Origin of the sequence: Streptomyces sp. NBC_00083 (assembly GCF_026343295.1) — a bacterium.
In the GTDB taxonomy this organism is placed as follows: domain Bacteria; phylum Actinomycetota; class Actinomycetes; order Streptomycetales; family Streptomycetaceae; genus Streptomyces.
Genome location: NZ_JAPELY010000001.1, coordinates 1242591 through 1255094, shown reverse-complemented (window position 1 = coordinate 1255094; position 12504 = coordinate 1242591). Strand labels below are relative to the sequence as shown.

The 12504-nt window shown below is 73.6% G+C and carries 14 protein-coding genes; 10 read left to right on the top strand and 4 right to left on the bottom strand.

The window, feature by feature from the left end:
- Positions 1–51 precede the first annotated feature (51 nt).
- Together OOJ98_RS05400 and OOJ98_RS05395 are read left to right on the top strand one after the other, a co-directional pair.
- Positions 52–396: an antibiotic biosynthesis monooxygenase gene (locus OOJ98_RS05400; RefSeq protein WP_267053453.1), complete on the top strand. Its 345-nt coding sequence runs from the start codon at positions 52–54 to the stop codon at positions 394–396.
- Positions 397–455: 59 nt separating this feature from the next.
- The gene (locus tag OOJ98_RS05395; protein ID WP_267053452.1) at positions 456–959 is read left to right on the top strand and encodes a GNAT family N-acetyltransferase; all 504 of its coding nucleotides are present in this window, start codon (positions 456–458) and stop codon (positions 957–959) included.
- A gap of 40 nt (positions 960–999) precedes the next feature.
- On the opposite strand, the gene OOJ98_RS05390 is transcribed toward OOJ98_RS05395, so the two are convergent.
- A complete protein-coding gene (locus OOJ98_RS05390) occupies positions 1000–3057 on the bottom strand; it encodes an MFS transporter (protein WP_267053451.1) in 2058 nt (685 codons plus the stop codon).
- Positions 3058–3252: 195 nt separating this feature from the next.
- Between OOJ98_RS05390 and OOJ98_RS05385 the strand changes: the two genes are divergently transcribed.
- Both OOJ98_RS05385 and OOJ98_RS05380 read left to right on the top strand, forming a co-directional pair.
- The gene (locus tag OOJ98_RS05385) at positions 3253–4374 is read left to right on the top strand and encodes a peptidoglycan-binding protein (RefSeq protein WP_267053450.1); all 1122 of its coding nucleotides are present in this window, start codon (positions 3253–3255) and stop codon (positions 4372–4374) included.
- Between the two features lie 147 nt (positions 4375–4521).
- Positions 4522–5196, top strand: a complete 675-nt coding sequence (locus tag OOJ98_RS05380; RefSeq protein WP_267053449.1) for an HAD-IA family hydrolase — start codon at positions 4522–4524, stop codon at positions 5194–5196.
- A 376-nt stretch (positions 5197–5572) separates the two neighbouring features.
- Here the strand turns inward: OOJ98_RS05380 and OOJ98_RS05375 are convergent, their stop codons facing one another.
- Both OOJ98_RS05375 and OOJ98_RS05370 read right to left on the bottom strand, forming a co-directional pair.
- The gene (locus OOJ98_RS05375; protein WP_267053448.1) at positions 5573–6154 is read right to left on the bottom strand and encodes a TMEM165/GDT1 family protein; all 582 of its coding nucleotides are present in this window, start codon (positions 6152–6154) and stop codon (positions 5573–5575) included.
- 256 nt (positions 6155–6410) lie between these two features.
- Positions 6411–7163, bottom strand: coding sequence for an ABC transporter permease (locus OOJ98_RS05370; protein ID WP_267053447.1), 753 nt, complete (start codon positions 7161–7163; stop codon positions 6411–6413).
- Between the two features lie 224 nt (positions 7164–7387).
- Between OOJ98_RS05370 and OOJ98_RS05365 the strand changes: the two genes are divergently transcribed.
- The 4 genes from OOJ98_RS05365 to OOJ98_RS05350 all read left to right on the top strand — a co-directional run bounded on the left by OOJ98_RS05365 (position 7388) and on the right by OOJ98_RS05350 (position 11216).
- A complete protein-coding gene (locus tag OOJ98_RS05365; protein ID WP_267055527.1) occupies positions 7388–8032 on the top strand; it encodes an HNH endonuclease family protein in 645 nt (214 codons plus the stop codon).
- Positions 8033–8125: 93 nt separating this feature from the next.
- Positions 8126–9808, top strand: coding sequence for an alkaline phosphatase D family protein (locus OOJ98_RS05360; protein WP_267053446.1), 1683 nt, complete (start codon positions 8126–8128; stop codon positions 9806–9808).
- An 81-nt stretch (positions 9809–9889) separates the two neighbouring features.
- The gene (locus tag OOJ98_RS05355) at positions 9890–10348 is read left to right on the top strand and encodes a DoxX family protein (protein ID WP_267053445.1); all 459 of its coding nucleotides are present in this window, start codon (positions 9890–9892) and stop codon (positions 10346–10348) included.
- Between the two features lie 226 nt (positions 10349–10574).
- Complete coding sequence (locus OOJ98_RS05350; protein WP_267053444.1) at positions 10575–11216, top strand: DedA family protein; 642 nt, start codon at positions 10575–10577, stop codon at positions 11214–11216.
- Between the two features lie 67 nt (positions 11217–11283).
- Here the strand turns inward: OOJ98_RS05350 and OOJ98_RS05345 are convergent, their stop codons facing one another.
- A complete protein-coding gene (locus OOJ98_RS05345; RefSeq protein ID WP_267053443.1) occupies positions 11284–11520 on the bottom strand; it encodes a DUF2277 domain-containing protein in 237 nt (78 codons plus the stop codon).
- Between the two features lie 99 nt (positions 11521–11619).
- Here OOJ98_RS05345 and OOJ98_RS05340 point away from each other — a divergent pair, with 99 nt between their 5' ends.
- Complete coding sequence (locus OOJ98_RS05340) at positions 11620–12051, top strand: RNA-binding S4 domain-containing protein (RefSeq protein ID WP_323177880.1); 432 nt, start codon at positions 11620–11622, stop codon at positions 12049–12051.
- A gap of 147 nt (positions 12052–12198) precedes the next feature.
- On the top strand, positions 12199–12447 hold the full coding sequence (locus OOJ98_RS05335) for a hypothetical protein (protein ID WP_267053442.1): 249 nt from the start codon (positions 12199–12201) through the stop codon (positions 12445–12447).
- Positions 12448–12504 lie beyond the last annotated feature (57 nt).

The following is a 12504-nucleotide window of genomic DNA, read 5'->3' as shown; positions in this document are numbered from 1 at the left end:
ATGGACGAGGCGAAGGCGCCACCCCGGCGCCCTTCTGACGAGAGGTGTCGCGTGCCCAGCGTCGTAAAGATCAACGTACTGACCGTGCCGGACGAGCAGCGCGAGGTCCTGGAGAAGCGGTTCGCCTCCCGGGCCGGGTCGGTGGAGAACTCCGACGGCTTCGAGTGGTTCGAGCTGCTGCGCCCGGCGGAGGGCACCGACCAGTACCTCGTCTACACGCGCTGGCGCAGCGAGGAGGACTTCCAGAACTGGATGGCCACCTCGATGCGGGGTGCGCACGGCGGCGCTCCGGGCGCGGGCGCCCAGGGTGAGGGCGGCGAGCGGCCCAAGCCGGCGGCGTCCGCGTCCACGCTGTGGTCGTTCGAGGTCGTGCAGCAGGCCGCCCCCAAGGCCTGAGAGGGCCCGCCCCTTAATTCGGTGGCCGGGGCCCCCGCCCTCGGGATAGGCAGGGGCCCATGAGCTGGATCATGGCTGCCGAGCGGCCCGACACCCCCGACGCGAGCCTGCTGCGCCGCGACTACTACGACGAGGTGGCGAGCCGGTGGTACGGCCGGCCCGCCACCGCCGCCGAGATCGAGCGGGGGCTCACCGACGACGGGGCCGACCGGCTCGCCCCGCCCACCGGCGACTTCGTGGTCGGACGGTACGAGGGACGGCCCGCCGCGTGCGGGGGCGTCCTGCTCTTCGCCGAGGCGCCCGTCATCGACGGGACGTCCCCGGCGACCGCCGAACTCACCCGGGTCTTCGTCCGCCCCTTCGCGCGCGGCACCGGGGGCGGCGGGATCCTGCTCCACGCCCTGGAGGACGCGGCACGACGGCTCGGCGCGCGCCGGGCCGCCCTGGACACGCGGCACGACCTGGTCGAGGCGCGCGGCCTGTATGCGAAGCACGGCTACCGCGAGGTGGCCCCGTACAGCCAGGGGCCCTACCGCGAGCGCTGGTTCGCGAAGGAGCTGTAGCGGCGCACCGCCCTCGCCCCCTACTCCTCGTGCCCCTGCGTCACTCCTCGTGTCCCTGCGTCCTGAGGTCCTGGCGGGCCAGCGGGGTGTGCGGCTGCTCCTCGTCGGAGCCGGACATCTCCGAGGAGAGTTCCTTCACCAGCTTCACCAGGTCGGTGGGGCGCGCCGGGCCCCACCAGTCGCCGAGCAGTTCGGCGAGGGACTCCTCGCGCGCCGCCGAGAGCCGCACCGCGATCCGCCGGCCCTCGTCGGTCAGGACCAGCGGCATGCCGTCGCGTTCGGCGAGCCCCCGCTCCTCGACCTGCCGGGCCGCCTCGGTGATCACGTGCAGCGGTACGGGGCTGCGCTCGGCGAGCACCCCGGGGTCGGCGGACCCGTACTTGTTGATGCGCAGCAGCAGCCAGCTGGCCGCGGGCAGCAGGTCGAGGTCGGCCTTCCGCGTGATCGTCCGGTAGATCTCGCGGCGCCCCTCGCGGGTGCCGAGCACCGAGAGGGCGCGTGCGCACTCGTCGTACGAGGACCGCTCGACGGGGTTGGACGCGAGGGTCTGGCTGGTGTCGGGCGCGGTGACCGCGCCCCGCAGCTTGTCCTCCTTGAGGAACCACGCGGTCACGAACGCGAGCAGGACGACCGGGGCCGCGTACAGGAAGACGTCGGTGATGGACGACGCGTACGCGTGCAGCACCGGCGTGCGCGCCGCGGGCGGGAGCAGGCCGATGGTGTGCGGGTCGGCCGAGATGGTGCCGGAGCCCACCCCGGGCGGGAGCTGCTGTCCGGCGAGGGCGTCGGAGAGCTTCCCCGTGAGCCGGTTGGTGAAGATCGTGCCGAAGATGGCGACGCCGAACGAGGCTCCGATGGAGCGGAAGAAGGTGGCGCCCGAGGTGGCGACGCCCAGGTCCGCGTAGTCGACCGCGTTCTGCACCACCAGGACGAGGACCTGCATGACGAGGCCGAGGCCCGCGCCGAAGACGAAGAAGTAGACGCTCATCTCCCACGTGGGGCTCGTCTCGGTGAGCCGGTGCAGGAGCAGCAGGCCGATCGTGGTGACCGCCGTGCCCGCGATGGGGAAGGCCTTCCACCGTCCGGTACGGGACACGATCTGGCCGGACGCGGTGGAGGTCAGCAGCATGCCGACCACCATCGGCAGCATGTGCACGCCGGACATGGTGGGCGAGATGCCCTGCACGATCTGGAGGAACGTCGGCAGGTACGTCATCGCGCCGAACATCGCGAAGCCCACGATGAAGCTGATGACCGCGACGAGGCTGAAGGTGCGGATGCGGAACAGCTTCAGCGGCAGGACCGGCTCGACCGCCCCGCGCTCCACCGCGACGAACGCCACGAGCAGGACGAGGCCGAGCACCGCGAGCCCGATGATCTGCGCCGAGGCCCAGGGCCAGGTCGTGCCGCCGAGCGAGGCGACGAGGACGAGACAGGTCGCGACGGAGGCGATGAGGAAGGTGCCCAGGTAGTCGATGGTGTGCCGGGTGCCGCGCGCCGGGATGTGCAGCACGGCGGCGATGACCGCGAGCGCGATGACGCCGATGGGCAGGTTGATGTAGAACACCCAGCGCCAGCTGAGCTGCTCGGTGAAGAACCCGCCGAGCAGCGGGCCGAGCACACTGGTGGCGCCGAAGACCGCGCCGAACAGGCCCTGGTACTTGCCGCGTTCGCGGGGCGAGACGAGGTCGCCGACGATCGCCATGGACAGCACCATGAGACCGCCGCCGCCGAGGCCCTGGAGGGCGCGGAAGCCGATCAGCTCGCCCATGTTCTGCGCGACGCCGCACAGCGCGGAGCCGATGAGGAAGATGACGATGGCCGCCTGGAACAGCTTCTTGCGGCCGTACTGGTCGCCGAGCTTGCCCCAGAGCGGGGTGGCGGCGGTGGACGCCAGCATGTACGCCGTGACCACCCACGAGAGGTGCTCCATCCCGCCGAGGTCGCTGACGATGGTCGGCAGCGCGGTCGAGACGATCGTCTGGTCGAGGGCGGCGAGCAGCATGCCGAGCAGCAGCGCGCCGATGGCGACCAGCACGGTCCGCCGTTCGTGCCCCTCCCCGGGGGCGACGGTGGCGGGAACGGTTCCCTGAGCCATGGCCCACGTCCCATCCGTTGGTGTGCTCGGACTCGCTCACACCATCTTGATCGGAATGTACGGAAATGGCCTGCCGGGGCGGGCCACGCGCCCCCGGGTGCCCGCGGAGCGCCGGGCATAATCGCTCGCAGCCCAAGGGGAGGGGACCCGACGATGACCGGACACGGCTGTCCTGAATGCGGCGCGGAACGCGGGGTGGACGACAGACCCGGCTGCGCCTGCGCCGAGCGCACCGCGGCCGCACGCTCGGCGGAGGCCACCGCGCCGGAGGAGTTCGACCCCCTGCGCATCCGGCCGTACGTGACCCTGCCGAACGAAACCCCACCCGAACCGACGGGGTCCGCCCGGGGGGCGGTGCCGGGGGCCGACGGGGAGGGCGCCTCGGGGGCGGGCGGCGGCGCCGGCCCGCGGGGCGCCTTCCGTGCCGGCGCCGGGGGTGCCCCGGAGGGGGCCTTCGCGGCGGACGGCGGGGTCGACCCGGAGGGGGCCTTCGCGGCGGACGGCGGGGTCGACCCGGAGGGGGCCTTCGGGGCGGGCAGCGGGGCCGGGGCTGAGCGAGGCGTTGATCGGACCATGCGGCTCGGGGTGGTCGGCGCCTCGGCGGAGGCCCCGGCCGGGGGGAGGCCGGCCGGGGGTGCCGCCGCGCTCCCCTACCCCGCGCATCGCGCCACCGGCCCCGTTCGTCCCGCGGGCGCCCGGCCCCGGCGGCGGCGCCGGCTCGCCGTGCTGGCCATCGGGGCCGCCACCGCGGTCGTGATCGCCACGGCGGCGTTCGCGAGCACCCTGTTCGCCGATGACGCGACGCCGAGGCAGGCGCTGCCCGACGCCGCGGACACCGGCGTCCCGTACAGCGGTGCCGACACCGCTTCCGCGTCTCCCTCGGCCACCGCGTCGCGTACGAGGAAGGCGACCCCGAGCCACTCCGCCTCCGCCTCCGCGTCCGGCCCGGCCTCGCCGTCCGCGTCCGCGTCCGCCTCCGCTTCGAGGGCCGCCGCACCGGGCCCCTCGAAGTCCGTGCCCCCGCCGCCCTCGGCCCCCGCCTCCCCGCAGTCCTCGCGCGGCCCCGACGGCAAGCCGCTCACGCCGCCGCAGGGCCAGACGCTGCGGCGCGGCGACTCCGGGCCCGGGGTGCTCGAACTCCAGGAGCGGCTGGGCCAGTTGGGCCTCTACAGCGGCAGCGTCGACGGCAGCTTCGGTTCGCGCACGGAACGCTCGGTGCGCGACTTCCAGTCCTATCTGGGCGTCACGGGCGACCCGGCCGGGGTGTACGGGCCGCAGACCCGGCGCGCGCTCGAATCGATGACGGACCGACCGTAGGACCGGGGGCGGGTGGCACAACCCCCTCCTCGTTTTGTATCGTGGTGGAACAAAGTGATCCCTGCCTGTACTCCCTGACCGGCGGGCGGGGGTCACCTTTGTCTTTCCGTACCCCCCATGCGCCTTCCCGCGCTCTGGAGACCGCCGATGTCGGCCAGCACCACGACCCCCACCGTCCTGACCGCCCGCGCCCTCCTCCTCGACATGGACGGCACGATCGTGAACTCCGACGCCGTGGTCGAGCGCTGCTGGCGCCGCTGGGCCGAGCGCCACGGCCTCGATCCGGAGGCCGCGCTCAAGGTGGTCCACGGCCGCCAGGGCTACGCCACGATGGCCGTGCTGCTCCCGGAGCGGCCCATGGAGCAGAACCACGCGGACAACAAGGTGATGCTCGCCGAGGAGACCGCGGACACCGACGGCGTGGTGCCGGTCGGCGGGGCCGGTGCCTTCATGGCCGCCATCGCCGGACTGCCGCACGCCCTGGTGACCTCCGCCGACGCGGCGCTCGCCCGAGCCCGCATGACGGCCGCGGGGCTGCCGATGCCCGAGGTGCGGATCACGGCCGAGTCGGTGGGCGCGAGCAAGCCGGACCCGGAGGGCTTCCTCAAGGGCGCGGCCGAGCTGGGCTTCGCCCCGGCGGACTGCGTGGTCTTCGAGGACTCCGAGGCCGGGATCGCGGCGGGGCTGGCCGCGGGGATGCGGGTCGTGGGCGTGGGGCCGCGGGCGGGTGCCCACGGGCCCACCGTCCATGTGCCCGACCTCACGCACCTCACCGTGACGGCGGACCCGTCCGGCACCCTGCGCCTGGAATTCGCCGGCTGACCGGCCCCCCATACGAACGGCCCCCGTCCTACCACGGGGGCCGTTTCGCATCCGCGAGCGCGCCCACTCGGCCCCGGGTGCCCTACTCGGGGGCGCGGGGCTGTGCCCTTTGCGCGGCTCCGCCGCGGTGGGCGCGAGCGGTGGGCTCGGCCCCGGGTGCCCTACGTCTTTAGGGGCGCGGGGAACTGCGCGAGACGCGGGCACGGTCCGCACCTGAAGGCGGGGTTGCCGGGGCTCCGCCCCAGACCCCGTAGAGGGCCTGAACGGCCCTCGTCCTCAAACGCCGGGCGGGCTGAGGTGGCCCGCACTGAACACCGTGCCCAGGGCAGACCCAGCTCAGGTGGGCACCGCGCCCGGCGCCGGGAGGGGGCGGGGCTCAGCCCGCGATGGCTTCGAAGAGGCTGAAGCCGGCGAGCGCGAGCATCAGGCAGGCCGCGACCTTGGTGATCAGCCGCAGCGGCACGTGCTTCATCAGCGTCCGCCCGCCGATGATGCCGAGCCCGGCCACCGCCCACAGGCCGAGCACCGCGCCGATGCCGACGGAGAGCGGGTTGTCGTACCGGGCGGCCAGGTTGGCCGTCATGATCTGGGTCAGGTCACCGAACTCGGCGACCAGGATGAGCATGAAGCCGGCCCCGGACACCTTCCAGAAGGACTGGTCGGCCGGCGGCTTCACTTCCTCGTCGTCCTCGCCCTTCTTGAAGAGCAGCATCGCCGCGCCCGCGAGGAAGAGCACGCCGACGATCGCCTGGAGCAGCCGGTGCGGCAGGAGGGTCAGGACGCTGCCCGCCGCGATGGCGAGGACGACGTGGACCGCGAAGGCCGCGGCGACGCCGACGAAGACGTACGACGCCTTGTAGCGGGTGCCGAGCATGAGTCCGGCGAGCGCGGTCTTGTCGGGGAGTTCGGCAAGGAAGATCACGCCGAAGGTGATCGCCATGATCGTGAAGCTGAGCACGGAAGGGTTCCTCTATCGGTCGGGCGTGGCCGCACCGAGAGCAGTTCCGAGCTGGATCCGGGGTCGCTTCGGCACGGCGGCGCCATGAATGGTCATGGTCACTGCGGCCGAAGGTCTCGCTGGCGGGGCCCTCGCGGGCACTCGCCTCCGGGCGCCGGCCAAGAACCCCTGAGGGACTCGGCAGTATGTCGACGTTCCGGCGAAGAGCTACTCCCCTTCTGCGTCCTCAAGGGTACGGCATGCCGCGCGCGCCCCGTCAGGGACCAAGGTCCAGGGCCTCACGGTGCACTTTGCCGCGCGCCACGAGTTCGAGCACCACCGACACGGCGACCGCCTGTACCGCCATGAGCGCGACCAGGACGAAGAGCTGGACCGCGCCCGCCTGCACGGGGGACGCCCCGCCGAGCAGCATGCCGACGAACGCGCCGGGCAGCGTGACCAGGCCCACCGTCCTGGTCTGGTCGAGGCCGGGCAGCAGCGCGTCCGACGCGGCGGGCCGGGCGATCTCCAGGCGGGCGTCGCGGTCGGGCAGCCCGAGCGCCATCCCGGCCTCCACCTCGCCGCGGCGCGCGGTCAGCTCGTCGAGTGCGCGGCGCCCGCCGAGGACGGTCGCGGTGAGGGCACCGCCGATGAGGATGCCGGTGACGGGGATCAGGGCGATGCCCTTGACCGGGACGAGTCCCGTGAGCAGCAGCGCGGAGACGACCGGGACGACCCCGGCGGCGATGGGGGCGGCCGCCCACCACCAGGTGCGGTTGGCGGTCATCCGGCGCCCGGCGGTGCGCACGGCGACGGCGAACATCAGCGTCAGGAAGGCGAGGAGCAGCGGCACCGAGCCGACCACCCAGTGGATCGCGAACGCGACCACGGTGAGCTGGACCGCCGCCCGCACTCCGGCGATCAGGATCTCGCGGTGCCGTCCCAGGTGCGCGGCGGCGGCGACGCCCGCGGCGGCGAGGAGCAGGGCGACGAGGACGGCCCCGAGCGTGATGTTCACGGGCAGCAGCACCCGCCAACCGTACGACGTGCGGCGCGGGGAGACGGTGCGTCAGGTCGGCGGCGGCAGTGTCGTCCGAAGTCTTGATCTGACGTGACCATGTCGCCACGCTGTTACCTGGCGCCCATCCCCAGGCAACCCGGCGCCGCCACGCTGGCCGGACCGCCCTTTCGCACGGCCGGTCAAGTTCCCCCCACATCAAGGGAGTTCGCATGTCAGGTGCCACAGCTCTTCGCATGCCCCGCGTCTACGCGCGTCGCACGGCCGTCTTCGCCGCCACCGCCGCGCTCGCCGCGGCGGGTGCGCTGATCACGGCCCCGGCCGCCGAGGCCGCGCCGCCCACCCCGGTGAGCGCCGCCACCGCCCGCACCTATCTGGGCGAGCTGACCGTGAAGGCGGAGGGTTCGCTGACGGGGTACAGCCGCGACAAGTTCCCGCACTGGATCACCCAGTCCGGCACCTGCAACACCCGCGAGGTCGTCCTCAAGCGCGACGGCACCAACGTGACGACGGACTCCAGCTGCGCGGCCACCAGCGGCAGTTGGTACTCCGCCTACGACGGCGCCACCTGGACCGCCTCGTCCGACGTGGACATCGACCACATCGTGCCGCTCGCCGAGGCCTGGCGCTCGGGCGCGAGCGCCTGGACCACCCCGCAGCGCCAGGGCTTCGCCAACGACCTGACCCGGCCCCAGCTGATCGCGGTCACCGACAACGTCAACCAGTCCAAGGGCGACAAGGACCCGGCCAAGTGGCTGCCCTCGCTCACCTCCTACCGCTGCACGTACGCGCGGATGTGGGTCGACGTGAAGCACTACTACAGCCTCACGGTCGACTCCGCCGAGAAGTCCACCCTCCAGTCCATCCTCAACGGCTGCTGACGCAGAAACGGTTGACCTCGGCTTCACCGACGCCCTGTCGCGTACCCGGTCCGTTCCGTACCGTACGAACGGACCGGTGACCGAGGGGGTTCCATGGCCGGGCTTCGCCTGGGTCCGCTGCTGCGGTACCTGGATCCGTGCGGCGGCGCCACGGTCTGGGTCGAGACCGACCGGCCGTGCACGGCCCGGGTGCGCTGTGCCGACGGCGCCCGGGGCAGCGCGCGCACGTTCCAGATCGCGGGCCACCACTACGCGCTGGTCCCGGTGACGGGCCTGACGCCGGGCACCACCACCGCGTACGAGGTGCTGCTCGACGGGCGGCCGGTGTGGCCGGAGCCCGGCTCCGGCTTCCCGCCGAGCACGCTGGCCGTTCCCGTGGCGGGGGCGACCGCACTGCGCGTCACGTTCGGCTCGTGCCGCCGCGCGCCCGACCCCACCGGCACCGACGCGCTGGACGCCCTCGCGGCGCGGCTCGCGGCCGGTCCGGCGGCGGAGCGGCCCGATGTGCTGCTGCTCCTGGGCGACCAGGTGTACGCCGACAGCGTCTCGGCGGACACCCGGCGCTGGCTGGCCGCCCGCCGGGACCTGCGGGACGCGCCGGGCGCCGAGGTCGCGGAGTACGAGGAGTACACCCGGCTGTACGACGAGTCCTGGCGCGACCCGGAGGTGCGGTGGCTGCTCTCCACGGTGCCGAGCTGTCACATCTTCGACGACCACGACGTGATCGACGACTGGAACACCAGCGCCGCCTGGCTCGCCGGGATGCGGGCCACGCCCTGGTGGCAGGAGCGGGTGCTCAGCGGGCTCATGTCGTACTGGGTCTACCAGCACCTGGGCAACCTCTCCCCCGCCGAGCTCGACGCCGACCCGTTGTACGCGGCGGTGTGCGGCGCCCCGGACGGCACGGAGGCGCTGCGCTCCTTCGCAGCGCGGGCCGACGCCGACCCGGCGGCCGTGCGCTGGAGCTACCGGCGCGACTTCGGCCGCACCCGGCTCGTGATGGTGGACTCGCGGGCGGCCCGCGTCCTGGACGAGGACCGGCGGGCCATGCTCGACGCCGGCGAGGCGCGGTGGCTGCGCGACCAGCTCCTCGACGCGGCGGGCTCCTGCGACCACCTCCTGATCGGCACCTCGCTGCCCTGGCTGCTTCCGCCGCTCATCCATGACGCGGAGGGCTGGAACGCGGCGCTGTGCGCGGGCTCGCGCGGGCCGCGCTGGGCACGGGCCGGCGAGAGGCTGCGGCGCCGGGCCGATCTGGAGCACTGGGCCGCGTTTCCCGCCTCGTTCACCCTCCTCGCCGATCTGATCGCCCGCGTCGGGTCGGGGCCCGGCGCCCCGGCCACCATCGCGGTCCTGTCGGGTGATGTGCACCACGCTTACGTGGCGGAGCCCTTCTGGCCAAATGTGGCGCCTCAACCCGCCTCCTACGTCGCTCAGTTGACGTGTTCGCCCGTCCACAACACGGTTCCGGCCCCCGTACGGGCCGGATTCCGCTTCGGCTGGAGCCGCCTGGGGCGCCTGCTGGGGCGCGCTCTCGAACGGCACGGGCGAGTGGTACAGCCGGTGCTCGACTGGCGCAGGACCGGCGGGCCTTGGTTCGGCAATCAGCTCATGACCCTTACGCTGCACGGCCGTTCCGCGCGCCTGCGGCTCGAACAGGCCCGTCGGAACCGGCGACGCCGCATTGGTCCAGCCCCATTGACGACGGTTCTCGACCGCCCACTCACCCCCGCCGCCCCTCCTGGCTCAATTCAGCCGGATGAAACAAGCTATTAATTATGTTGAACTTGCAAGCACTAGTGAGGCCTGCCTAACCTGTGGACCCCATCGGTCACGTCCCCAACCGAAGGAGCCCCCATGGCTTCCCCCACGCTCGACGCCGCGAGCGCGCGCCCCTACGCGCTCGCCCTGTTCCGCATAGTCATCGGCCTCCTCTTCGCCTGCCACGGCGCGGCGTCCCTCTTCGGCGTCTTCGGCGGCACGATGGGCGGCGGCTCCATCCCCGCCGGCACCTGGCCCGGCTGGTACGCCGCGGTGATCCAGCTCGCCGGCGGCATCCTGGTGCTGTTCGGCCTCTTCACCCGCCCCGCCGCCCTGATCTCCTCGGGCTCCATGGCGTACGCCTACTTCAGCGTCCACCAGGCCCACGCGCTGCTCCCGCTGCAGAACGGCGGCGAGCCCTCCGTGATGTACTGCTGGGCCTTCCTGCTCCTCGTCTTCACCGGACCCGGCGCCCTCGCCCTCGACCAACTCCTCGGCGCCCGCCGCACCGACCGCCCGGCCGCGGAGACCCAGCGCGAGACCGTCGCCGCCTGAGCCCGGCGCACCGGCCGCCGCTCGCGCCCCAACGCACCGCCTCCTGCCCGGAGTCCCGTCCCCGGACTCCGGGCAGCGGCATGCCGCACCGTCACCCCGCCACCCCTGGCGGAAACCCTCGCAGGTCCGGGCGTACGCTGTACGGCTGTACCGCCGCCCCTGCCGCTTCCCCGCGACACCGCGGTATTCACCGTCCGGGGAATCGACAAGCCGCAGAGGAGCGAACGTGCTGGAGAGTGTGGGGGCGCTCACGTCGAGCCCCTGGATCTACGCCGTGGTCGCCCTCTCCGTACTGCTCGACGTCTTCCTCCCCGTCCTCCCCAGCGGGGTGCTCGTGATCACGGCGGCGACGACGGCCGCCGGCTCGGCGACCGCGGCCGGAGCCGGGGACGCCACCCGGGCCGGCCACGCCGATCTGCTCGTCCTCGCCGCGTGCGCCGCCACGGCCTCCGTCCTCGGCGATCTGATCGCGTACCGCCTGGCACGGCGGGGCGGCGCCCGGCTGGAGCGCGCGATCGCCCGCTCGCGCCGCCTGACCCGGGCGCAGGAACGACTCGGCATCGCGCTGAGCCGGGGCGGCGGCGGCCTGGTCGTCATCGCGCGCTTCGCCCCCGCCGGGCGCTCCGTCGTCTCCCTCGGCGCGGGCGCCGCGCAGCGCAAGGTCCGCGAGTTCCTGCCCTGGTCGGCGCTTGCGGGCGTGGCCTGGGCGACCTACAGCGTGGGCCTCGGCTACTTCGGCGGCCAGTGGCTCGGCGCGACCTGGCTGGGCACGGCCGTCTCGCTCCTCGCCCTGTTCGCGGCGGGCGCCCTCGCGGCGTACGTCGTGAAGCGCCCGGCCCCGGCGCCTTCCCCGGCCCCGGCCTCCTGACTTTCCCGACCCAGGGAACGACCTCGACCTCGACCTCGGCCTCGGCCTCGGCCTCCTGGGGCGGCGCTCAGGCCGAACTCTTCGCGCCCGCTCCCGCGCCCCGGATTTCGAGCCCGGCCAGGAGCTCGCGGGTCGCCTCCGCTATCTCGTCCACCGCGCGCTCGAACACCTCCCTGTTGTGCGCGGCCGGCGCCCGGAACCCGGACACCTTCCGCACGTACTGAAGGGCCGCGGCCCTGATGTCGTCCTCGGTGGCCTCCTCCGGCATCGCCGGCGGCCTCAGTGTCTTGATGCTTCTGCACATGCCCCCAGTGTGACCGACACCACTGACAACGGCCCGAGCCCGGCTTTCCCGGCCGAAATCCGCGAGGCCGCGCCGGGGGCGCCGTCTAGAGTCGGGGCCATGGCGGAAGCAGTGAACGGCAAGGGCAAGGGCAGCGGTCCCGGCACCGGCCCCGTGCGCGTCGACAGCTGGATCTGGTCGGTCCGGCTCACCAAGACGCGCTCCCAGGCGGGCACGGCCTGCCGGGCCGGGCACGTCCATGTGAACGGTGAGCGGGTGAAGGCCTCGCACCTGGTGAAGACCGGCGACGAGGTGCGGGTGCGCCTCGAAGGGCGCGAGCGGATCGTGAAGGTCGTCCAGCTGCTGCGCAAGCGGGTCGGCGCCCCGGTCGCGGCGGAGGCGTACATCGACAAGAGCCCCCCGCCGCCGGTCCGCGCGGACGCCCTCGCGGCGGGCGTACGGGACCGCGGCCTCGGCCGGCCGACCAAGCGCGACCGGCGCGACATGGAGCGCCTGCGCGGCCTCGCGGAGAGCCGCCGCAACGCGGAATGAGGGCGGGGCGGCCCGTCCGCGCCGGGCGGTGGCGCATTAACTCACGCGCCAACTCCCCCTGCCGCACAGTAATTTGGGGTCACCGCTCGGGAGCCGGGAAAGCTCTCGAACCGCCCTTCACGGACGGGACCCGTCATGTTCCTCTGGATGATCCTTCTCGCCCTGACCCTCTACGGATTCGGCCTCGGCCTCGGCAGCATCGCGTTCTGGGTGGCCGCCGCGGCCGTCCTGTTCGGCGCCCGGCGCCGCTCGGGCGGCGGCTCGTCCGCCACCACCGGCGGCGCCGCCCGCCCGGACGCGACCTACCGCGCCTACCGCGCGCGACGTGACCGCATGGACCGCTGGGAGCGCCGCTACCGGCGCGAGCGGCAGGGCGTGTCGCGCCACCGCGACTGATCGGGCCGGCCGGGTGCGTCCGGCCGGTTCCGTCCGGCCGTGGCCAGGACCTGGCCG

What these genes read in the sequence shown, in the direction of transcription:
- OOJ98_RS05345 (WP_267053443.1), bottom strand. Translation starts at nt 11,520, where the DNA reads ATGTGCAGAAGCATCAAGACACTGAGGCCGCCGGCGATGCCGGAGGAG.
- OOJ98_RS05335 (WP_267053442.1), top strand. Translation starts at nt 12,199, where the DNA reads ATGATCCTTCTCGCCCTGACCCTCTACGGATTCGGCCTCGGCCTCGGC.
- OOJ98_RS05360 (WP_267053446.1), top strand. Translation starts at nt 8,126, where the DNA reads ATGGCCGGGCTTCGCCTGGGTCCGCTGCTGCGGTACCTGGATCCGTGC.
- OOJ98_RS05355 (WP_267053445.1), top strand. Translation starts at nt 9,890, where the DNA reads ATGGCTTCCCCCACGCTCGACGCCGCGAGCGCGCGCCCCTACGCGCTC.
- OOJ98_RS05380 (WP_267053449.1), top strand. Translation starts at nt 4,522, where the DNA reads ATGTCGGCCAGCACCACGACCCCCACCGTCCTGACCGCCCGCGCCCTC.
- OOJ98_RS05365 (WP_267055527.1), top strand. Translation starts at nt 7,388, where the DNA reads ATGCCCCGCGTCTACGCGCGTCGCACGGCCGTCTTCGCCGCCACCGCC.
- OOJ98_RS05390 (WP_267053451.1), bottom strand. Translation starts at nt 3,057, where the DNA reads ATGGCTCAGGGAACCGTTCCCGCCACCGTCGCCCCCGGGGAGGGGCAC.
- OOJ98_RS05340 (WP_323177880.1), top strand. Translation starts at nt 11,620, where the DNA reads ATGGCGGAAGCAGTGAACGGCAAGGGCAAGGGCAGCGGTCCCGGCACC.
- OOJ98_RS05395 (WP_267053452.1), top strand. Translation starts at nt 456, where the DNA reads ATGAGCTGGATCATGGCTGCCGAGCGGCCCGACACCCCCGACGCGAGC.